Source organism: Streptomyces sp. NPDC031554, assembly GCF_055580685.1.
The window spans coordinates 120,736-140,424 of the sequence record NZ_JBVIKX010000016.1 but is presented as its reverse complement, the minus strand read 5'-3'; the positions used below and the strand labels follow the sequence as shown (position 1 = coordinate 140,424).

Sequence of the window (19,689 nt, the reverse complement as noted above, 5' to 3'; positions counted from 1 at the left end):
GCTGGCGGACGGACCCGCCGGCCAGGCGGGAACATCACACGGGGAAACGTCACGGGGAGACGGACCATGGCACAGAAGCAGACCCTGGGGTGGCTGCTGGACGACCTGACCGAGCGCGTCGAACAGGTGCGCCACGCGCTGGTCCTGTCCAACGACGGGCTGGTGGCGGGCGCGAGCACGGGACTGCGCAGGGAGGACGCCGAACACCTCGCAGCCGTCTCGTCCGGACTGCACAGCCTGGCCAAGGGATCCGGCCGTCACTTCGGTGCCGGCGGGGTGCGTCAGACGATGGTGGAGTTCGACGACGCGGTGCTGTTCGTCACGGCGGCCGGCGCCGGCAGCTGTCTGTGCGTACTCAGCGCGGCCGAGGCCGACATGGGGCAGATCGCCTACGAGATGGCCCTGCTCGTCAACCGTGTCGGAGAGCACCTCACCGTCGACGCACGCCGGCCCGACAGCGGCCCCTACCCGCACTGACCTGTACTTTCTCCTTCCCCGTGGAGTTTTCCACAGGCCCGCCACGAGTGTCGTGAATCCGGCTACGGTTTTTTCCGAGGCCGCCGCGGACGGCGCGGGGCCCTTCGCTCCACGGGGGAGACGACCATGTCAGGCGACACCGTCACGGCACCGCACGCCCTTTTCCGCACCTACAGCCGCGCGGCACGAGAACTGGGCCTCAAGCGCAGCCAGTTCGATCTCGCCGTGCGCCTCGGACACATCAGGACCGTGCCCGACGACGGAGGCGGGGGGCGACGGGTGGCCCACGCCGAGATCGACCGCCTGCGTGCTGCGCCCGGCTTCCCCGACGCCCTGACCAGGAGCGTCGAGGCCGTCGGCACCACCGAGGCGGCGGCCGTCATGCGAGTGCCTGCGAGCCGGTTCACCCGCCTGGCGAGGACGGGGCTCCTGGTGCCCGTGACGTTCTACCTGAATCGCTACCGCACCGTCGTGTGGCTCTATCTCGCCGACGAGATCCGGCAGTTCGCCGCCGACGAGGGAAACGCCCCCCTGCTGACGGGCCGCGCGCCCCAGGAGATGCGGGACCGGTTGGCCGCCGGACTGGACCTGCGGGCCCGGAACTGGCGCGGGCGGCACCTCGGATCCCTGCTGCGGCAGGCAGAAGGTCCCTGGCAGCGGGCGGGCGCCCTGGCCGCGCTCCTGGACCCGGTACAGATCGCCGACATCGCCAGGGACCCCTACGAACGCTCCCACCTGAACCGCTTCCGGCCCGGACCGCCGACGTACAGCGCTCCGGGTTCACCGGCCGCGCGGCTGGCGGAGCGGATCACGACGGCGGCCGATCCCGACGAGATCGCCTGGCTGCGCTCCGACCTGGCACACGCCCTCGAACAGGCCCGCGCACACCGGCCGGCACCACGCCCCACCACGGAGCCCGCCCCGCCACAGCCGGCCGGGGCACCGGAGCGGACCCCGCGGGCCGGGCGGCCCGGGACCGGACTCCTGGGCCGGCTGCTCCGCGAGACCGTCCGGGGCGCAGGGAACTACAGCTTCCGGAACAGCCCCTCCTGCACGACGGACACCAACAGCCGCCCCTGCAGGTCGTAGATCCGCCCGCGGGCCAGGCCGCGACCCCCGATCGCGACGGGCGACTCCTGGTCGTAGAGGAACCACTCGTCCGCGCGGAACGGCCGGTGGAACCACATCGCGTGGTCCAGGGACGCCATGTCGAAGGTGCGCGGCCCCCACAGCGGTTCGACCGGAAGACGCACGGCGTCCAGGAGAGTCATGTCGCTGGCGTACGTCAGAGCGCAGGTGTGCACCAGCGGATCGTCACCCAGCGGACCGACGGCACGCATCCAGACCGCACTGCGCGGCTCGGCGTCCTTGATCTCCTCCGGGCTCCAGCGCAGCCGGTCCGCGTACCGGATGTCGAAGGGCTGCCGACGCGCCATCCGCTCCAACTGCTCGGGCAGCGACCCCAGGTGCGTCCGGACCTCCTCGGCGACCGTCGGCAGGGACTCCGGATCCGGTACCTCGCGGGCCGGCGGCAGCTGGTGCTCGAAAGGACCTTCCTCAGGCCGGTGAAAGGAGGCGGTGAGATTGAAGATCGTGCGCCCCTGCTGCACCGCGGTGACCCGGCGGGTCGTGAACGACCGCCCGTCCCGCACCCGTTCGACCTGGTACACGATCGGCACCCCCGGCCGGCCCGGTCGCAGGAAGTACGCGTGCAGCGAGTGCACGGGCCGGTCGCCCTCCGTCGTCCGGCCGGCCGCCACCAACGCCTGGCCGGCGACCTGTCCGCCGAAGACCCGCTGCAGCGACTCCTGCGGACTGCGGCCGCGGAAGATGTTGACCTCGATCTGCTCGAGGTCCAGCAGGTCCACGAGCCTTTCGGCCGGATTCGTCATGGGTGTGCTTCTCCTGTGCGGCGTCCGCCTCGTCCTGTGCTCACAACTGGCCGACATCGGTGACGCGCACCACCGCACGCCCTTCGGCGTCCGACGCCGCCAGGTCGATCTCCGCGCCGATGCCCCAGTCGTGGTCGTCGTTCGGATCGTCGAAGATCTGCCGGACGCGCCACAGCCCGTGCTGCGGCTCCTCCTTGATGACCAGCAGCTTGGGACCGCGGGCGTCCGGCCCGGTACCGAGGTCGTCGTACTCGTCCCAGTACTTGTCCATCGCCTCGCCCCACGCGTCGGCGTCCCAGCCGGACTCACCGTCCATCTCGCCCAGCGCGTCGACATGGTCGAGGGCGGCGAGTTCGACACGGCGGAACATGGCGTTGCGGACGAGGACGCGGAAGGCCCGCGCGTTGGCGGTGACGGGCTTGACCTCGTCGGCCTTCTCCTGGGCCTCCTCGGCGGTCATCTCCTCCGGGTTGGCCAGCTGCTCCCATTCGTCCAGCAGGCTGGAGTCGACCTGCCGCACCATCTCGCCGAGCCACTCGATCAGGTCCTGCAGGTCCTCGGACTTCAGGTCGTCCGGAACCGTGTGATCGAGGGCCTTGTAGGCGCTCGCCAGGTAGCGCAGCACGATGCCCTCGGTACGGGCCAGCTCGTAGTGCGACACCAGCTCGGTGAACGACATCGCCCGCTCGTACATGTCGCGGATCACCGACTTCGGCGACAGCGGATGGTCGCCCACCCACGGGTGGCTCTTGCGGTACGTGTCGTAGGCGTGGAACAGCAGCTCCGCCAGCGGCTTCGGGTACGTGACGTCCTGGAGGCGCTCCATGCGCTCCTCGTACTCCACGCCGTCCGACTTCATCGCGGCGACCGCCTCGCCGCGTGCCTTGTTCTGCTGGGCCGCGAGGATCTGCCGCGGGTCGTCCAGCGTCGACTCCACGACGGAGACCATGTCGAGCGCGTACGACGGCGACTCCGGGTCCAGCAGCTCGAACGCGGCCAGGGCGAAGGTGGACAGCGGCTGGTTCAGCGCGAAGTCCTGCTGGAGGTCCACCGTCAGGCGGACGACGCGGCCCGTGGCGTCCGGCTCGTCGAGCTTCTCCACGATCCCGCCGTCCAGCAGCGAACGGTAGATCGCGATGGCGCGGCGGATGTGCCGCAGCTGCTGCTTGCGCGGCTCGTGGTTGTCCTCGAGCAAGTGCCGCATCGCCTCGAAGGCGTTGCCGGGGCGCGCGATGACCGACAGGAGCATCGTGTGCGTCACCCGGAAGCGGGAGGCCAGCGGCTCCGGCTCGGAGGCGATGAGCTTCTCGAAGGTGTTCTCGGTCCAGCCGACGAAGCCCTCGGGCGCCTTCTTGCGGACCACCTTGCGACGCTTCTTCGGATCGTCGCCGGCCTTCGCGAGCGCCTTCTCGTTCTCGACGACGTGCTCGGGCGCCTGCGCGACCACCAGGCCCGCCGTGTCGAAGCCGGCCCGCCCGGCCCGGCCCGCGATCTGGTGGAACTCACGGGCCCGCAGCGTGCGGACACGGTTGCCGTCGTACTTCGTCAGCGCCGTGAACAGCACGGTGCGGATCGGCACGTTGACGCCGACGCCGAGGGTGTCCGTCCCGCAGATCACCTTCAGCAGACCGGCCTGGGCGAGCTTCTCCACGAGCCGGCGGTACTTGGGGAGCATGCCGGCGTGGTGCACGCCGATGCCGTGCCGTACGTAACGCGAGAGGTTGCGGCCGAACTTGGTGGTGAAACGGAAGTTCCCGATCAGCTCGGCGATCCGCTCCTTCTCCTCGCGCGAGCACATGTTGATGCTCATCAGCGCCTGCGCCCGCTCCACGGCCTGCGCCTGCGTGAAGTGCACGATGTACACGGGAGCCTGCTTCGTCTCCAGCAGCTCGGTGAGGGTCTCCGTGAGCGGCGTGAAGCGGTACTCGTAGGACAGCGGCACGGGCCGGGTGGCCGAGCGGACCACCGTGGTGGGCCGGCCGGTGCGCCGGGCGAGGTCCTTCTCGAAGAAGGACACGTCGCCGAGCGTGGCCGACATGAGGATGAACTGGGCCTGGGGCAGTTCCAGGATCGGGATCTGCCAGGCCCAGCCGCGATCGCCCTCCGCGTAGAAGTGGAACTCGTCCATGACGACCTGGCCGACGTCCGCGTGCCTGCCGTCGCGCAGTGCGATCGACGCGAGCACCTCGGCGGTGCAGCAGATGACCGGGGCGTCGGCGTTGACGGACGCGTCACCGGTGAGCATGCCGACGTTCTCGGTGCCGAAGATCTTGCACAGTTCGAAGAACTTCTCCGACACCAGCGCCTTGATCGGAGCGGTGTAGAAGGTGACCTCGTCACGGGCGAGAGCCGCGAAGTGCGCACCGGCCGCGATCATGCTCTTGCCGGAGCCGGTCGGCGTCGACACGATCACGTTCGCCCCGGAGACCGCCTCGATCAGCGCCTCCTCCTGGTGGGGGTAGAGCGTCAGACCGCGCTCCTGGGCCCAGGACTCGAAGGCTTCGTACAGGGCGTCGGGATCTGCGGTCGGCGGCAGCTGATCGATGAGGGTCACGCCCCCATCTTGCCTGCCCCGGTGCGCAACGGGGGAATCGGATGCGAGGCCGAAGATCACGGCAGCTACGCTGTGTCGCCGACGGAGTGTGATCGCACCCGGTCAACTGGACAGCGGCGCACGAGGAATGGGGCGGGCAACGGCCATGATGGGACCAGCACACTCACTGTCGGGCGCCGCGGCCTGGCTCGGCGTCGGCGCGGCGGCAGCCGCGGCCGGTCACTCGATGCCGTGGCCGGTGCTGCTCGCCGGTGCGCTGATCTGCGCCGGCGCGGCCCTGGCCCCGGACCTCGACCACAAGGCCGCGACGATCTCCCGGGCCTTCGGCCCCGTCTCGCGCTGGCTGTGCGAGATCGTGGACAAGCTCTCCTACGCCGTCTACAAGGGCACGCGCAAGCAGGGCGACCCGCGCCGCTCCGGCGGACACCGCACCCTGACGCACACCTGGCTGTGGGCGGTGATGATCGGCGCGGGCTCCTCGGCGCTGGCGGTCACCGGCGGACGCTGGGCGGTTCTGGCGCTGCTCTTCGTCCACATGGTCCTGGCGATCGAGGGCCTGCTGTGGCGGGCGACGCGGGGTTCCAGCAGCGATGTGCTGGTGTGGCTGCTGGCGGCGACGAGCGCGTGGATCATCGCCGGGATTCTCGACAAGCCGGGCAACGGGTCGGACTGGCTGTTCACGGACCCGGGCCAGGAGTATCTCTGGCTCGGACTGCCGATCGTGCTCGGCGCCCTGGTCCACGACATCGGGGACGCGCTCACCGTCTCGGGCTGTCCCGTGCTGTGGCCCATCCCGATCGGGCGCAAGCGCTGGTATCCGATCGGTCCGCCCAAGGCGATGCGGTTCCGCGCCGGGAGCTGGGTCGAGCTGAAGGTCCTGATGCCCGTGTTCATGCTGCTCGGAGGGGTGGGCGGCGCGGCCGCGCTCAACTACATCTGAGTCGTGCCGGGGCCGGCGGGCCCGGCTCAGGTCGGCGTGCCTTCCCCGTAGCGCCGCTCGAAGCGGGCGATACGGCCTTCCGTGTCCACGGTGCGGGCCTTGCCGGTGTGGAAGGGATGGCTCTCCGAGGAGATCTCGACGTCCACCACGGGGTAGGTCTCCCCGTCGTCCCATTCGATCGTCTGGTCGCTGGCCGCGGTGGACCGGGTCAGGAAGGCGTAGCCGGCGGCACGGTCGCGGAAGACGACCGCGTGGTAGTCGGGGTGCTTGTCCTGCTGCATGCGTGCTCCTCGGACAGTGCGTGCGACGGGTGTGGGGCCGGCCCGCCCGGACGGGCCGCGGCGGCCGGGCCGGAGTACCGGCGCCGGTCAGCCGGGCAGGGAGTCCTCGTCGACGATGTGCATCGCCGCCTCCTCCGCGGAGGAGGCGGCGCCGTCGATACCGACGTCGGTGGCGACCAGAGCGCTCTCCTCGTCCTCGTGGGCCCCCTCGTCCGGTGCGACGAGCCGGCCGGAGCGGGTGGCGCCGACCTCGTTGTCCAGGAGTTCCCCGTCGGTGCCGTCGCAGTCGCCGAGGCCGTCGCCGTCGGGTGCGACGAGGTCGGGCAGTTCTTCCGAGAGCCGCTGGTCCAGGGTCTCGCCCTGCCGGCGCTCCGCGGCCGTCACGCCGGAGTGCTCCACGGCCCAGGGCCGCTCAGGAGGCGACCATCCCCGGTCCAGGGGGTCTTCGACGCCGTCGTTCTCCAGGGTGTCCTCCGCGTCGAGAAGTCCGGCGTCGTCCTGGATCTCGGAGGCGTCGGGCTGGTAGACGTCGTCCCCCCATCCGTCGGCGCTGTTCACGGGTACCTCCAGGGGGTGACGGGCTCGTCCTCACCGCGGGGTCGGCGGTGGGCGGCCGTGGCACGGGACACCGGCCGGTGGCGGTGCGCGCCGGAGCGGCCGGCGCGGCTGCCTGCCGGGAGGGGTTCCGCTCTCCAGCGTTCCACCCCCCTTCGGGAGTGCGCAACGCCAGAGCCGGGCCGCCGCGCTCGGACGCGGGCGGGGGGCCGTCCCCCGGTGCGGCCGGTGCGGCGGCTTCGGCGGCCCGCCGACGGGGACCCCACGGGCCTCACGCCGCGTAGCAGCCCCGGTGCCCGCCTCCCGCTCGTCCGGCCGGGAGCCGGCCCTGTGGGGCGGCCACCCGTCTCACGGCGGTCCGGCCGCCGTGTCCGTCCTGGACGGGCCGGGAGTCCCGGACGGGCCGGTGTCGCCCGCCCGTCCGGTTGCGGGCCGGTGACACCGGTTCCTCCTGTCCGCCCGGGTCCCCGGTCCGCCTTCTCAGCCGTGCCAGGACCGCCACAGGGCCGCGTAGGCCCCGTCCGCGGCGACCAGCTCGGCGTGGCTGCCCAGCTCGCTGATGCGGCCGTCCTCCACGACGGCGATGACGTCCGCGTCGTGCGCGGTGTGGAGACGGTGGGCGATGGCGACCACGGTGCGGCCGTCCAGGACGCGGGAGAGGGAGCGCTCCAGGTGACGGGCGGCACGGGGGTCGAGCAGCGAGGTCGCCTCGTCGAGGACCAGCGTGTGCGGGTCGGCGAGGACCAGACGGGCCAGCGCGATCTGCTGGGCCTGCGCCGGGGTGAGCGCGTGTCCGCCCGAGCCGACCTCCGTGTCCAGGCCGTCGGGCAGGGCGCGTGCCCAGCCGTCCGCGTCGACCGCGGTGAGCGCCGTCCACAGCGCGGCCTCCTCCGCCGGCCGGGCGTCGGCCGGCTCCGGGCCGTCCTCCTCGGGACGGGGGTGGGGCAGGGCCAGCCGGAGGTTGTCGCGCAGCGAGCCGACGAAGACGTGGTGCTCCTGGTTGACGAGCGCCACGTGCGAGCGGACGCGTTCGGCGGTCATCCGGGACAGTTCCGCGCCGCCGAGGGCGACCCGGCCGTCCCCGGGCGCGTAGATGCCCGCCAGGAGCCGGCCCAGCGTGGACTTGCCCGCGCCGGAGGGGCCGACGAGGGCCAGCCGGGTGCCGGGCGCGACCTCCAGGGACACCTGGCGCAGCACGTCGACCCCCTCGCGGTAGCCGAAGCGGACCCGGTCGGCGAGCACGTCCCGCCCGTCCGGTTCCAGTCCGGCGTCACCGGCGTCCGGCTCGATGTCGCGCACCCCGACGAGCCGGGCCAGCGACACCTGCGCGACCTGCAGCTCGTCGTACCAGCGCAGGATCAGGTTCACCGGGTCGACGAGCATCTGGGCGAGCAGCGCGCCCGTGGTCAGCTGACCGACCTCGATCCAGCCCTGCAGGACGAACACGCCGCCGAGCACGAGGACCGAACCCAGGACGGTGACGTGCACGAGGTTGATGACCGGGAAGAGGACCGACCGCAGCCACAGCGTGTAGTCCTCCCAGGCCGTCCACTGCTTGATCCGCAGTTCCGACAGCCCGACGCGCCGGTCGCCCAGGCGGTGGGCCTCGACGGTGCGGCCGGCGTCCACGGTCTCGGCGAGGGCGGCGGCGACGGAGGCGTAACCGGCGGCCTCCGCGCGGTAGCCGGCCGGGGCCCGTCGGAAGTACCAGCGGCAGCCGGCCACCAGCAGGGGAACCGCGACCAGCACGGCCGGTGCCAGCGGCGGAGCGGTGACGACGAGTCCGCCGAGCAGCAGCGCCGCCCACATCACGCCGATCGTCAGTTGCGGCACGGCCTCGCGCATGGCGTTGGCCAGCCGGTCGATGTCGGTGGTGATGCGCGACAGCAGGTCGCCCGTGCCGGCCCGCTCCAGCACGCCCGGCGGCAGCCGTACCGACCGGACGAGGAAGTCCTCGCGCAGGTCGGCCAGCATGCGCTCGCCGAGCATCGCGCCGCGCAGCCTCACCTGTCGCACGAAGACGGCCTGGACGACGAGCGCGAGGGTGAACAACGTGGCCGTGAGTCCCAGGTGGAGTTCGCGCGTTCCTTCCGACAGCCGCTCCACGACGTCGCCCAGCAGCCACGGGCCCACCATCGAGGCGACGGTGGCGACCGTGTTGACGGCCAGGAGGATCCCGAACGCACGCCGGTGCCGGCGCAGCAGTTCGGCCACGTAGGCGCGCACGGTCGCGGGGGCGCCGACGGGCAGCGTGGCGGCTGTCGTCGGTGCCGCCGGGTCGTGGGCGGGTGGTGCCACGCCGATCATGCGGACTCCTCGATCTCGTGCCGTTGCGCGGCGTGCAGTCCGCGCAGTCCGCGCACTTCGTCCGGCGCACCGTTCGGCGCGCTCTCCTCTTCGGTCTCGCGGGTGACCACCGCGCGGTACCGCGGCTCGGTGTGCAGCAGCTCGCGGTGCGCACCGGCGGCGACGGCCAGGCCTTCGTGGACGAGGACCACACGGTCGGCCCGGTCCAGCAGCAGCGGGGACGAGGTGAACACGACCGTGGTGCGCCCCGTCCTGATCTCCCGCAGCCCCTCGGCGATCCGTGCCTCGGTGTGCGAGTCGACGGCGGAGGTGGGCTCGTCCAGGACGAGGACCTCGGGGTCGGTGAGCAGCGACCGGGCCAGTGCCAGCCGCTGGCGCTGGCCCCCCGACAGGGAACGTCCCCGCTCGGTGATGTGGGCGTCCATCGGGTCGTCCACGTCCAGCGAGCCCTGGACGAGGGCGTCGAGGACGTCCCCGCACTGGGCGGCCGCCAGCGCCGCGGCCGCGCCGACCGAGCCCGAGGCGGGCACGTCGAGCAGGTCGTGCAGGGAGCCCGACAGCAGCACCGGGTCCTTGTCCTGGACGAGGACGGCCGTACGCGCGCCGGCCAGCGGCAGCTCGTCCAGCGGGACCCCGCCGAGCAGTACGGAGGGGCCGTTCTCGGAAGGGTGTCCGCCGAGCCGTTCGGCCAGCCGTCCGGCGGCGTCCGGGTCGCCGCACACCACGGCGGTGAGCAGTGCGGCCGGGGCGAGGAGCCCGGTGGCCGGGTCGTACAGGTCGCCGGAGGGCAGGTCCGCGGGGCGTGATCCGCCCGAGTCCGTGACCCGCTCCATCGACAGGACGCGGGCGGCACGTTTCGCCGACGGCCGGGAGAAGGAGTAGGCCATCGCGATCTCCTCGAAGTGTCTGAGGGGATAAGCCAGGACCATGACGGAGCTGTAGACGGTGACGAGTTCACCGACGGAGATCCGGCCCTCGCGGGCCAGGTGGACGCCGTGGAACACGACCACGATCAGCAGCAGGCCCGGCAGCAGGACCTGGATGGCGCTGATCAGCGACCACATGCGGGCGCTGCGCACGGCCGCGTGACGGACCTCCTGGGAGGCGCGGCGGTAGCGGTCGAGGAAGAGTTCCTCGCCGCCGATGCCCCGCAGTACCCGCAGGCCCGCCACGGTGTCGGAGGCGAGTTCGGTGGCGCGTCCGGCCTTCTCCCGCTGGAAGTCGGCCCGACGGGTCGCGCGGGGCAGCAGGGGCAGGGCGGCGAAGGCGACGACGGGCAGGCCCACGGCGACGACGACGCCGAGGGCCGGCTGGTGGACCACCAGGGCGACGCAGACGAACACGACCGTGAGGGCGGCGGCCGTGAAGCGGGAGACGGCCTCGACGAACCAGCCGATCTTCTCGACGTCGCCGGTGGAGACGGCGACGACTTCCCCGGCCGCGACCCGCCGGCTGAGCGCGGAGCCCAGATGCGAGGCCTTGCGGGCGAGGAGCTGCTGGACACGGGCGGCCGCGGTGATCCAGTTGGTGACGGCGGCGCGGTGCAGGAAGGTGTCCCCGAGCGCGGTGGCGACGCCGAACAGGGCCATCAGCCCACCGGCGAGGGCCAGCCGGGAACCGGAGCGGTCGACGACCGCCTCGATGGCGAACCCGACGCAGAACGGCTGCGCCGAGACGGCCGTGAAGTGCAGCAGGCCCCAGGCCAGGGAGGTGAGCTGGCCGCCCAGCTGATTGCGTCCGAGCCACCACAGGAAGCGGGGCCCCGAGCGGGCGTCGGGCACACCCGGGTCTGGATACGGAAGGTCTCGGATCTTCATGACGTCCCAGTGGCTCGTGTCAGGGATGGGGGAGGAGACCGCGACGAGCGGCGACAGCAAACCGTGAAAGGTTCGCCGCGCAAGGTGGTCGGAATCAACCGGTTTTCCGCGGCACCGCACGGTTCCGGCTGCCACCGGGGACGAACACCGTCCCTCGGGAACCCGCCACCCGTGGTCGACCCGTCGGCCTGCTCACCTGCCCACCTGTCGACTTGTCGGCCGACCGGCAGGCCGACCGACCGGCCGGTCTTCAGGAACTCGTCACGCAAGGCGACGGCCGCCGCTCCGGTCTCCCGGAGCGGCGGCCGTCGCCTTCCCTCGCGCGATGCGTGAACTCCTCAGCAGTGAGGAGCCGTCGTCCCGCCGATCAACGTGTCCAGCAGCTCCCCGAGAACCGCCCGCTCCACGTCCGTCAGGGGTGCCAGGATCTCCCGCGCCGCCGACCGGCGTGCCCGGTGCAGTTCGCGCAGGGTGGTGCGGCCCGCGTCGGTCAGCTCGATCCGGATCACCCGGCGGTTGGCCGGGTCCGGCACCCGGCGGACCTTGCCGTTCGTCTCCAGTCCGTCGACCAGCGTGGTCACCGCCCGCGGCACGACCTCCAGGTACTCGGCGAGGTCCGCCATCCGCGGCGGTGCGCTGAAATGGGAGAGGGTGCGCAACAGGCGGGACTGGGCGGGCGTGATGCCCAGCTCCGACAGCTCCAGGTGGTGCTTCTGGATGCGGTGCACCCGACGGGTGAACCGCAGCAGCTGCTCGGCGAGCGCGCCGTCGGGATCGGAGGTGGTCATGCGGGAACAATATCAGGACGCCGTTCATTGTGAGCATAGGTAACAATGAGCTATGCTCTCTGTGCCTCACTCGTCTCACCTCACCCCCCGTAGGAGCCCATGCACCCCGACACGCCAGATTCCTGGAGCCCGTCCGGCGACGCCGGGGAACATCCCCGGCAGGTACGCCGCATCCTGAGACTCTTCCGTCCCTACCGCGGGCGACTCGCGGTCGTCGGCCTGCTCGTCGCCGCCTCCTCGCTCGTCTCGGTGGCCACGCCCTTCCTGCTCAAGGAGGCTCTCGACGTCGCCATCCCCGAGGGGCGCACCGGCCTGCTGAGCCTGCTCGCCCTCGGCATGATCCTCAGCGCCGTCCTCGCCGGAGTCTTCGGCGTCCTCCAGACGCTGATCTCCACGACGGTCGGCCAGCGCGTCATGCACGACCTGCGCACCGCCGTCTACGGCCGCCTCCAGAGCATGTCGCTCGCGTTCTTCACGCGCACGCGTACCGGCGAGGTCCAGTCCCGCATCGCCAACGACATCGGCGGCATGCAGGCGACCGTCACCTCCACCGCCACCTCCCTGGTCTCCAATTTCACCAGCGTCGTCGCCACGATCGTCGCGATGGTCGCCCTCGACTGGCGTCTCACCGTCGTCTCGCTGCTCCTGCTGCCGGTGTTCGTGTGGATCAGCCGCCGCGTCGGGAACGAACGGCGGAAGATCACCACCCAGCGACAGAAACAGATGGCCGGGATGGCCGCCACGGTCACCGAATCCCTCTCGGTCAGCGGCATCCTGCTCGGCCGCACCATGGGCCGCGCCGGCTCCCTCACCCGCTCCTTCGCCGACGAGTCCGAGCGCCTCGTCGACCTCGAGGTGAGGTCGAGCATGGCCGGCCGCTGGCGCATGGCCGTCATCGGGATCGTCATGTCGGCCATGCCGGCCGTCATCTACTGGACCGCGGGCCTGACGATGGAACTCGGCGGTCCCGGCGCCTCCCTGGGCACGATCGTCGCCTTCGTCTCGCTCCAGCAGGGACTGTTCCGTCCGGCCGTCAGCCTCCTGTCGACCGGCGTGCAGATACAGACCTCCCTCGCGCTCTTCCAGCGCATCTTCGAGTACCTCGACCTGCCCGTCGACATCACCGAGCGGGCGGACCCGGTCCATCTCGACCACGTCAAGGGCGAGGTCCGCTTCGAGCGCGTGGAGTTCCGCTACGACGGCGACGACGACACGGTCGCCCCCGTCCTCGACGGCATCGACGTGAGCGTCCCGGCCGGCAGCAGCCTCGCCGTCGTCGGGCCGACCGGCGCGGGCAAGTCCACGCTGGGCTACCTGGTGCCCCGTCTGTACGACGTGACCGGCGGCCGGGTCACCATCGACGGGGTCGACGTGCGCGACCTCGACTTCGACACGCTCGCGCGCGCGGTCGGCGTCGTCTCGCAGGAGACGTACCTCTTCCACTCCTCGATCGCGGACAACCTGCGCTTCGCCAAGCCGGACGCCACCGACGAGGAACTGCACGCCGCGGCGCGGGCGGCCCAGATCCACGACCACATCGCCGCACTGCCCGACGGGTACGACACGGTCGTGGGCGAGCGCGGCCACCGTTTCTCCGGTGGGGAGAAGCAGCGCCTGGCCATCGCCCGCACCATCCTGCGCGACCCGCCGGTGCTGATCCTCGACGAGGCGACCAGTGCCCTGGACACCCGGACCGAGCACGCCGTCCAGGAGGCCATCGACGCGCTCTCGGCCAACCGCACCACGCTCACCATCGCCCACCGGCTGTCGACCGTTCGCGGCGCCGACCAGATCGTGGTCCTGGACTCCGGCCGGCTGGCCGAACGGGGTACGCACGAGGAACTGCTGGAGCGCGACGGGCGGTACGCCGAGCTGGTGCGCCGGGACGCCCGTCTGGAGCCGACGAGATGACGAGATGACGAGATGGTGAGAGGCCAGGTCATGCCGGGATTGTGACGGTATGCGGGTTACCGTGCCCGCATGCAGATGAACACTCCGCCACGGAGCGCGATCCGACTGACGCGACGGGGCCGTCTCGCCCTCATCGCGATCGGAGCCGTCGCGGCCGGCACCGCTGTGGCCGTGCCGCTGCTGACCATGGACGGCTCCGGGGAGAAGAAGCCGACGACGCTGGTGATCCCGGAGGGCCTACGCGCGAGCCAGGTCTACGAGGCCGTCGACAAGGCCCTCGCCCTGCCGCCCGGCACCACCAGGAAATCGCTGCCGAAGGCCGGCCTGAAACTGCCGGCCGACGCCGAGGGCAATCCGGAGGGCTACCTCTTCCCGGCGACGTACCCGCTGGAGAAGGAATCGACGCCGCAGGCGCTGCTGGCCCGGATGGTCGACACCGCGAACAGGAGGTTCAACGGCGCCCCCGTCGCCGCCGGGGCCCAGCGCAACGCCATGAACGTCTACCAGGCCGTCACCGTGGCCAGCATCGTCCAGGCGGAGGCCGCCACCGAGGCGGACATGGGCAAGGTGGCCCGGGTCGTCTTCAACCGTCTGGAGCGTGGCATGCCGTTGCAGATGGACTCCACCATCAACTACGCGCTCGACCGCTCCCCGCTCAGGACGAGTACGGCGGACACCCGCATCGACAGCCCCTACAACTCCTACGAGCGCATGGGACTGCCCCCGACACCGATCGGCAACCCCGGCGAGGAGGCCATGCGCGCCGCGATCGCCCCGACGCCGGGTGACTGGCTGTACTTCGTCACCGTCAAGCCGGGTGACACGCGCTTCACCGCCGGCTACGAGGAGCACCAGCGCAACGTCGCGGAGTTCAACAGGGTCCGGCAGAGCACCCGGACCCCGGCGAGCGCGCATCCGTCGAAGGCCCGCTGATCCGGCGGAAGCCCGTCCGGCGGAAGCTCGTCCGACGGAAGTCCGTCAGGCGGAAGTCCGTCAGGCGGCGGCCGGCTCACCGGCCCGTCCGGCGAGCAGCCGCCCGATGTCCCGCACGGCGGCGCGCCCCGCCCGGTTGGCGCCGACGGTGCTCGCGGAAGGGCCGTAGCCGACGAGGTGCACTCGGGGGTCGGCGGCCGCGCGTGTGCCCTCGAGGCGGATTCCGCCACCCGGCTCGCGCAGCCGCAGTGGTGCCAGGTGGTCCACGGCGGGCCGGAAGCCGGTCGCCCACAGGATGACGTCGGCGGGCACCCGCCGCCCGTCCCTCCACTCCACGCCGTCCGGGGTGATCCGGTCGAACATCGGCAGCCGGTCGAGGACCCCGTCCGCCAGCCCCTTCCGGATCGCGTCGTTCAGCGGCAGCCCGGTCACGGAGACGACGCTCTTCGGCGGCAGCCCCTGCCGCACCCGCTGCTCCACGAGGGCGACCGCCGCACGGCCCGCCTCCTCGTCGAAGGGGCCTTCGCGGAAGACCGGCGGACGTCGCGTCACCCAGGTGGTGGCGGCCGCGTACGGGGCGAGCTCCAGCAGGTGCTGGGTCCCCGAGGCGCCGCCGCCCACCACGACCACCCGCAGCCCGGCGAACGCCTCGGGCCCCGGATAGCGCGCGGTGTGCAGCTGCCGGCCCAGGAAGGTCTCCTGCCCGGGGTAGCGAGGCCAGAAGGGCCGGTCCCAGGTGCCGGTGGCATTGATCAGTGCCTTCGTCGCCCACGTACCGGCGGTGCTCTCCACGAGCAGCCGCCCCTTCGTCCCCTCGCGCACCGCGGACACCTCGACCGGCCGCCGCACCCGCAGGTCGAAGGCGCGCTCGTACTCCGTGAAGTACTCGGTGATCACCTCGGAGGAAGGCCGCGCCGGGTCCGCGCCCGTCAGCGCCCTGCCGGGCAGCGCGTGCATCCCGTGCACCCTGCCGTACGTCAGCGAGGGCCACCGGAACTGCCAGGCGCCGCCCGGCCCGGGGGAGCGGTCCAGCACCACGAAGTCGCGCTCCGGCTCGAAACCGGTGCGCCGCAGGTGATGGGCAGCGGCCAGCCCGGCCTGCCCGGCGCCTATGACGACCACCTCGACCTCACGCATGTTGTTCACATTTGAACCAACAGTGCTGAGGTCGTGGATCTTCCCGTGGACGCGTCGGCGCCTCCGCGCACCGGCGTGATCCTGACGCGGTCCTCGCACGATCGACGGGCATCCCACCGACCGGACGCTCCGGGCCGTGAGCCGTGGGCCGGGCGCCCTGGGCCACGGACCGGACCCCCGGGCCGTGGGCCGGGCGGGCGCCGGCCCGTGGAATCCGGTGTACGAAGTCGGTGACAGGTCAGGATGGAGTCATGTCAGACACATTCACCACCCGGGTACTGCACATCGTCTCCGGCGCGCAGGAGAGGGTCGTCGACCTGACCCGAGACTGCGAGGCCTTCCTGCGGGAGGCGGCGGCCGGCCGCGACGGTCTCCTGAACGTCTTCGTCCCGCACGCCACGGCCGGCATCGCGATCATCGAGACCGGTGCCGGCAGCGACGACGACCTCCTCGCCGCCCTGCACACCCTCCTGCCCGCCGACGACCGCTGGCAGCACCGCCACGGCAGCCCCGGCCACGGCCGCGACCACGTCCTGCCGGCCTTCGTGCCGCCCCACGCCACCCTGCCGGTGGTGGACGGTGCCCTGCAGCTGGGCACCTGGCAGTCGGTGTGTCTCGTGGACACGAACGTCTCGAATCACGACCGTACGGTGCGGTTGTCGTTCCTCGGATAGCGCCGCGTCTGACGTCACTGCAGGAGCGGCTTCCGGCCGCGCCAAACGTGACGCCGTCCGGATCGGTGATGGCCACGGTGGACGCCTCGCTCCACAGTGCCTCCGCCAGTTCCGCCTGTGAGCCGGGCTCGTGTTTCCACAGGCGGGCCAGAAGCAGCTCCTCGGCGGGCGTTGGGTCCACCTCGGCGAGCCCCCGAGCGGCCGGCGCGCGGTGGGTGCGGGCGAGGACGGGCACCAGCACGCCGAGCGCCCACAAAACCTCTCCTGGGCTCTGCTGCGTCAGCCTTCCCGAAGTGAACGAACCGTCAGGGTCGCGCAACGGCAGTCGCCTGGGTCAGCCGGACGAGAAGGCTTGCCGGTGAGGTGAGAAGACCCTCTGACGGCTCCGGCTCCGGCTCCGGCTCCAGTGACAGAACGCGTGCTGCCCAGGCCACGTCCTGTGGAGAGTCTGGGGGAGACTCGGTGTAGCAATCCCGAACGTCAGGACGAATGACTACGCTAGCGGAGTCGGGGCCGTTCAGCGGTCTGTCGGCGATGGCCGTCGGGGGTAAGGAGCAGGTCAGTGGCGTGGGACGAGTGGGACCAACTGAAGACTGAAGCGCTGGAGCGCCAGCAGGGTGGCGCGACGCGTATGCAGCTCAACCAGTACCCCGGTGACTCCGGCCCGGGTCCGGTCCCGACGACGCCCGGCAGCACGGGTGACCTCAACGTCAACCAGCAGGACCTCTCCAAGATCGGCAGCCACGCGCACACGCTCTACGACCGGCTCTGGGATCAGGCTCGACTGGACAACACGAGCGTCGACAAGGCGGCGAGCGACCTGACCGCACAGGGATTCGCGCTCGGCTCCGGGCTCCAGCACCTGTCGAACCGCTGGTCCACGCAGCTGAACACCGTCCTCGACGCCTGCGCGCACATCTCCAACCACATGCAGGTCACCAAGAAGATCCACAACGGTGACGAGGCCTACATCCTGCGGCAGATGAGCAGCATCGCTGTCCTCGACGCCGGTTTCGACGAGCGGTTCGGAGAGGCCGGGGACAAGAACCCGATCTACGGCGATAAGAAGTAACCGCACAACGGGGGCCCCACTCATGGATCTCGACACTCTGCGCCACGCCAACCTCAAACTGCTCGACGACGCCGTTGAGGACTGGTCGGTCATCGTCCGCTCTCTCCAAAGCCTTGCCGAGGACGCCGAGAAAGGCCTGCACCAGGCGGCCAACAAGGCGAACTGGGCCGGTGAGAACTCGCAGGTCACCAAGGAGTTCATCGGCAAGACGGCGGGCGAGATCAAGGACGCCCACACCCAGGCCAAGTCCATCCACGGCATCCTCAAGGACACCGCCGGGGAGCTGAGGGAGTACCACACCCAGTTGAAGGACGCCATCGACCGCGGCCTGAAGAAGAATCTCACCGTGAGGGAAACCGGTGACGGCGGGTTCACCGTCACCATGAACGTCCACCCGGACCGCGCGGCGGAAGGCCACACCCCGCCCTCCCACACCCAGGGCGACGTCAACGCCCTGCGCGACGAGATCCAGGGCATCCTCGGCAAGGCCACTGAGAGCGACAACTCGGCGAGCAACGTCCTCAAGGCGCTGGCCGACCAGACCAACCACGGTTTCGGAGAAGCCAGTTACCAGGATCGGGACGCAGCCGCCGAGGCGCTCAAGACCGCCGACGACCTGGCAGCACTCGCCAAGAAGGACCCGGAGAAGCTCTCCACCGCCGAGTTCGACCGGCTCAACGCGGGGCTGAGGAAGTACTCCGCCGACCCGCTGTTCGCCGAACGCTTCGCCACCACGCTCGGACCGCGGAAGACACTGGACTTCTGGACCGGCCTCACCGACCCGAACACGGGATGGGACCTGCGCCGTGACCGCCGGGAGCAGTTCGACGAGCTCCAGAAGAACCTGAGCCTCACGCTCGCCAACGCCACCCAGAGCGACAGCGCCGCGATGACCTCCTGGAAGGGCAACATGGTGGCCCTGGTCGACCAGCCGGTGGGCCGCGGCGGGGGCTTCCCCCTGGGCGGACAGGTGATGAGCAACCTGATGCGCTGGGGCGACTACGACGACCGGTTCCTGAACAGTTACGGCGACAAGCTCATGGACACGGAGAAGAAGTTCACGGGCAACGGGCGGCACGGTGCCTGGCAGCGTCTGGGACCCGACGCGACGCTCAACCACACGGGCACGGACACCGGCTGGGACCCGATGACGGGTTACCTCAAGGCCCTCGCCAACAACCCGGACGCCGCGACGTCCTTCTTCAACGACACCTTCCTCACCAAGGACGAGGACCACGACTTCACCGAGAAGAAGGACGACAAGGAGGTCAAGAAGTCACTGACCAACTTCGACTACCTCTTCGAGGAGCGCGACTGGCCCGCCGACTTCGACTCCGAACACGAGGAGAGCATCGCGGGACGGAACAACCTGGCGATGGCCCTCGAGGCCGCCACCACGGGTCACCCGGCCGGTGAGCAGCCGACGCCGGACACGCCGCACCACAACGCAGAGCAGACCAAGCTCATGGAACGCCTGGTGTCGTCCATCGGTGAGGACCCGGAGGAGCGTCTGCTCAAGCACGGGCACATGCTCGACAGCGTGGGGCAGATCACCTCGGAGTACCTCCCGGACATCAACCGGTCCATCAGCGGCGCGGATCGGACCGACCCCGACTCGACGTCGTGGGAGCGGACGCAGAAGATGTACCCGATGTACGGGGAAGAGGCCGTACTCGATCCGCGGGACGTGACCAAGCTCCTCTTCACCGTGGGCCAGAGCCCGGACGGCTACGCGGCGGTGGAGGTGGGCCAGAAGGCGTACATGAGCCAGCTGATGGAGTACCACCTCAACCCCGATCTGCCTGCCGGCCGGGTCGTGGACGACGACACGGAAGGCGTCGTGCGGCAGATCGCGCAGAAGTCGGGGGAGGTCTCCGGCATCCTCGCCCTGGGCCGCCAAGAGGAACTGGCGGCTGCTGGGAAGGAGAGGGACGAGGCCTACAAGGATTCGATGGACCTGGTCAAGAGCGGCGTCTCCGGTGGTCTCGGTACGGCGGTCGGCGTGGGAACCTCCTTCGTCGCCACACCCTGGGTCGGAGCCCTCGCGGGTGGAGCCACCACCACTGTCACCGGCACCGTCCTCGAATCCATGTTCCAGGACTTCAAGAGCACGGAACTGGAGGATTCCGAGGACGCGCGGGGCGCGCTCTGGCAGAAGAGCATGGAGAACGACGGCAACCGCTCGGGCCAGGCGGCCCGGCTGGCCGCGGAAGAGTACGGCATGGTCGACCCCGCCGACGCCGAGGCCTGGGCCCGGGGCAGCGGCGAACAGGGCTTCTACAACGCCCAGTCGATCGTCGACGGCCGTACCCCGGGCAGCCGGACAACGTCCTGACAGAGTCGCCGAACCC

The 19,689-nt window shown here is 71.1% G+C and carries 16 protein-coding genes; 8 read left to right on the top strand and 8 right to left on the bottom strand.

Features of this window, described 5'->3' with window-relative positions; genetic code table 11:
- The first annotated feature begins 66 nt into the window (after nt 1-66).
- Together ACZ5FU_RS31500 and ACZ5FU_RS31495 are read left to right on the top strand one after the other, a co-directional pair.
- Nucleotides 67-477: a roadblock/LC7 domain-containing protein gene (locus ACZ5FU_RS31500; protein ID WP_468837358.1), complete on the top strand. Its 411-nt coding sequence runs from the start codon at nt 67-69 to the stop codon at nt 475-477.
- Nucleotides 478-603: 126 nt separating this feature from the next.
- Nucleotides 604-1,566 carry a DUF6397 family protein gene (locus tag ACZ5FU_RS31495; RefSeq protein ID WP_451527587.1) on the top strand — a complete coding sequence of 321 codons (963 nt, stop codon included), beginning with the start codon at nt 604-606 and terminating at the stop codon, nt 1,564-1,566.
- On the opposite strand, the gene ACZ5FU_RS31490 is transcribed toward ACZ5FU_RS31495, so the two are convergent.
- Together ACZ5FU_RS31490 and ACZ5FU_RS31485 are read right to left on the bottom strand one after the other, a co-directional pair.
- Nucleotides 1,503-2,369, bottom strand: coding sequence for an acyl-CoA thioesterase (locus ACZ5FU_RS31490; protein ID WP_451527586.1), 867 nt, complete (start codon nt 2,367-2,369; stop codon nt 1,503-1,505). The two genes, ACZ5FU_RS31495 and ACZ5FU_RS31490, sit on opposite strands and share 64 nt — an antisense overlap.
- A gap of 40 nt (nt 2,370-2,409) precedes the next feature.
- Nucleotides 2,410-4,923 carry a DEAD/DEAH box helicase gene (locus ACZ5FU_RS31485; protein ID WP_468645271.1) on the bottom strand — a complete coding sequence of 838 codons (2,514 nt, stop codon included), beginning with the start codon at nt 4,921-4,923 and terminating at the stop codon, nt 2,410-2,412.
- A 145-nt stretch (nt 4,924-5,068) separates the two neighbouring features.
- Between ACZ5FU_RS31485 and ACZ5FU_RS31480 the strand changes: the two genes are divergently transcribed.
- The gene (locus ACZ5FU_RS31480; RefSeq protein ID WP_451527584.1) at nt 5,069-5,863 is read left to right on the top strand and encodes a metal-dependent hydrolase; all 795 of its coding nucleotides are present in this window, start codon (nt 5,069-5,071) and stop codon (nt 5,861-5,863) included.
- A 26-nt stretch (nt 5,864-5,889) separates the two neighbouring features.
- Here the strand turns inward: ACZ5FU_RS31480 and ACZ5FU_RS31475 are convergent, their stop codons facing one another.
- From ACZ5FU_RS31475 to ACZ5FU_RS31455, 5 genes are all read right to left on the bottom strand, one after another.
- Nucleotides 5,890-6,144 (bottom strand): type B 50S ribosomal protein L31, encoded by a 255-nt coding sequence (locus ACZ5FU_RS31475; RefSeq protein WP_451527583.1) that lies wholly within the window; start codon nt 6,142-6,144, stop codon nt 5,890-5,892.
- A gap of 87 nt (nt 6,145-6,231) precedes the next feature.
- Nucleotides 6,232-6,702 carry a DUF5709 domain-containing protein gene (locus ACZ5FU_RS31470; RefSeq protein WP_451779900.1) on the bottom strand — a complete coding sequence of 157 codons (471 nt, stop codon included), beginning with the start codon at nt 6,700-6,702 and terminating at the stop codon, nt 6,232-6,234.
- A 477-nt stretch (nt 6,703-7,179) separates the two neighbouring features.
- A complete protein-coding gene (locus tag ACZ5FU_RS31465; RefSeq protein WP_451527581.1) occupies nt 7,180-9,006 on the bottom strand; it encodes an ABC transporter ATP-binding protein in 1,827 nt (608 codons plus the stop codon).
- Entirely contained in the window at nt 9,003-10,823 is a 1,821-nt protein-coding gene (locus tag ACZ5FU_RS31460) for an ABC transporter transmembrane domain-containing protein (RefSeq protein ID WP_468837368.1), read from the bottom strand. The genes ACZ5FU_RS31465 and ACZ5FU_RS31460 overlap by 4 nt, the downstream gene beginning before the upstream one ends.
- Nucleotides 10,824-11,161: 338 nt before the next feature.
- A complete protein-coding gene (locus ACZ5FU_RS31455; protein ID WP_451527579.1) occupies nt 11,162-11,611 on the bottom strand; it encodes a MarR family winged helix-turn-helix transcriptional regulator in 450 nt (149 codons plus the stop codon).
- 99 nt (nt 11,612-11,710) lie between these two features.
- On the opposite strand from ACZ5FU_RS31455, the gene ACZ5FU_RS31450 reads away from it, so the two are divergent.
- Together ACZ5FU_RS31450 and mltG are read left to right on the top strand one after the other, a co-directional pair.
- Nucleotides 11,711-13,522 carry an ABC transporter ATP-binding protein gene (locus tag ACZ5FU_RS31450; RefSeq protein WP_451779904.1) on the top strand — a complete coding sequence of 604 codons (1,812 nt, stop codon included), beginning with the start codon at nt 11,711-11,713 and terminating at the stop codon, nt 13,520-13,522.
- Between the two features lie 69 nt (nt 13,523-13,591).
- Nucleotides 13,592-14,455 (top strand): endolytic transglycosylase MltG, encoded by an 864-nt coding sequence (mltG, locus tag ACZ5FU_RS31445; RefSeq protein ID WP_468837371.1) that lies wholly within the window; start codon nt 13,592-13,594, stop codon nt 14,453-14,455.
- Between the two features lie 60 nt (nt 14,456-14,515).
- Here mltG and ACZ5FU_RS31440 read toward each other — a convergent pair whose 3' ends face one another.
- Nucleotides 14,516-15,601, bottom strand: a complete 1,086-nt coding sequence (locus ACZ5FU_RS31440; protein WP_469047562.1) for an NAD(P)-binding domain-containing protein — start codon at nt 15,599-15,601, stop codon at nt 14,516-14,518.
- 242 nt (nt 15,602-15,843) lie between these two features.
- Between ACZ5FU_RS31440 and ACZ5FU_RS31435 the strand changes: the two genes are divergently transcribed.
- The 3 genes from ACZ5FU_RS31435 to ACZ5FU_RS31425 all read left to right on the top strand — a co-directional run bounded on the left by ACZ5FU_RS31435 (nt 15,844) and on the right by ACZ5FU_RS31425 (nt 19,673).
- Nucleotides 15,844-16,266, top strand: coding sequence for a secondary thiamine-phosphate synthase enzyme YjbQ (locus ACZ5FU_RS31435; protein ID WP_469047561.1), 423 nt, complete (start codon nt 15,844-15,846; stop codon nt 16,264-16,266).
- A gap of 562 nt (nt 16,267-16,828) precedes the next feature.
- Nucleotides 16,829-17,338, top strand: coding sequence for a hypothetical protein (locus tag ACZ5FU_RS31430; protein ID WP_469047559.1), 510 nt, complete (start codon nt 16,829-16,831; stop codon nt 17,336-17,338).
- A gap of 22 nt (nt 17,339-17,360) precedes the next feature.
- Nucleotides 17,361-19,673, top strand: a complete 2,313-nt coding sequence (locus ACZ5FU_RS31425) for a DUF6571 family protein (RefSeq protein ID WP_469047558.1) — start codon at nt 17,361-17,363, stop codon at nt 19,671-19,673.
- Nucleotides 19,674-19,689 lie beyond the last annotated feature (16 nt).

Bases quoted from the DNA above. Each gene is read 5' to 3' on its own strand.
- ACZ5FU_RS31500 (WP_468837358.1), top strand. From the start codon at position 67: ATGGCACAGAAGCAGACCCTGGGGTGGCTGCTGGACGACCTGACCGAG.
- ACZ5FU_RS31495 (WP_451527587.1), top strand. From the start codon at position 604: ATGTCAGGCGACACCGTCACGGCACCGCACGCCCTTTTCCGCACCTAC.
- ACZ5FU_RS31490 (WP_451527586.1), bottom strand. From the start codon at position 2,369: ATGACGAATCCGGCCGAAAGGCTCGTGGACCTGCTGGACCTCGAGCAG.
- ACZ5FU_RS31480 (WP_451527584.1), top strand. From the start codon at position 5,069: ATGATGGGACCAGCACACTCACTGTCGGGCGCCGCGGCCTGGCTCGGC.
- ACZ5FU_RS31475 (WP_451527583.1), bottom strand. From the start codon at position 6,144: ATGCAGCAGGACAAGCACCCCGACTACCACGCGGTCGTCTTCCGCGAC.
- ACZ5FU_RS31465 (WP_451527581.1), bottom strand. From the start codon at position 9,006: ATGATCGGCGTGGCACCACCCGCCCACGACCCGGCGGCACCGACGACA.
- ACZ5FU_RS31460 (WP_468837368.1), bottom strand. From the start codon at position 10,823: ATGAAGATCCGAGACCTTCCGTATCCAGACCCGGGTGTGCCCGACGCC.
- ACZ5FU_RS31455 (WP_451527579.1), bottom strand. From the start codon at position 11,611: ATGACCACCTCCGATCCCGACGGCGCGCTCGCCGAGCAGCTGCTGCGG.
- ACZ5FU_RS31450 (WP_451779904.1), top strand. From the start codon at position 11,711: ATGCACCCCGACACGCCAGATTCCTGGAGCCCGTCCGGCGACGCCGGG.
- mltG (WP_468837371.1), top strand. From the start codon at position 13,592: ATGCAGATGAACACTCCGCCACGGAGCGCGATCCGACTGACGCGACGG.
- ACZ5FU_RS31435 (WP_469047561.1), top strand. From the start codon at position 15,844: ATGTCAGACACATTCACCACCCGGGTACTGCACATCGTCTCCGGCGCG.
- ACZ5FU_RS31425 (WP_469047558.1), top strand. From the start codon at position 17,361: ATGGATCTCGACACTCTGCGCCACGCCAACCTCAAACTGCTCGACGAC.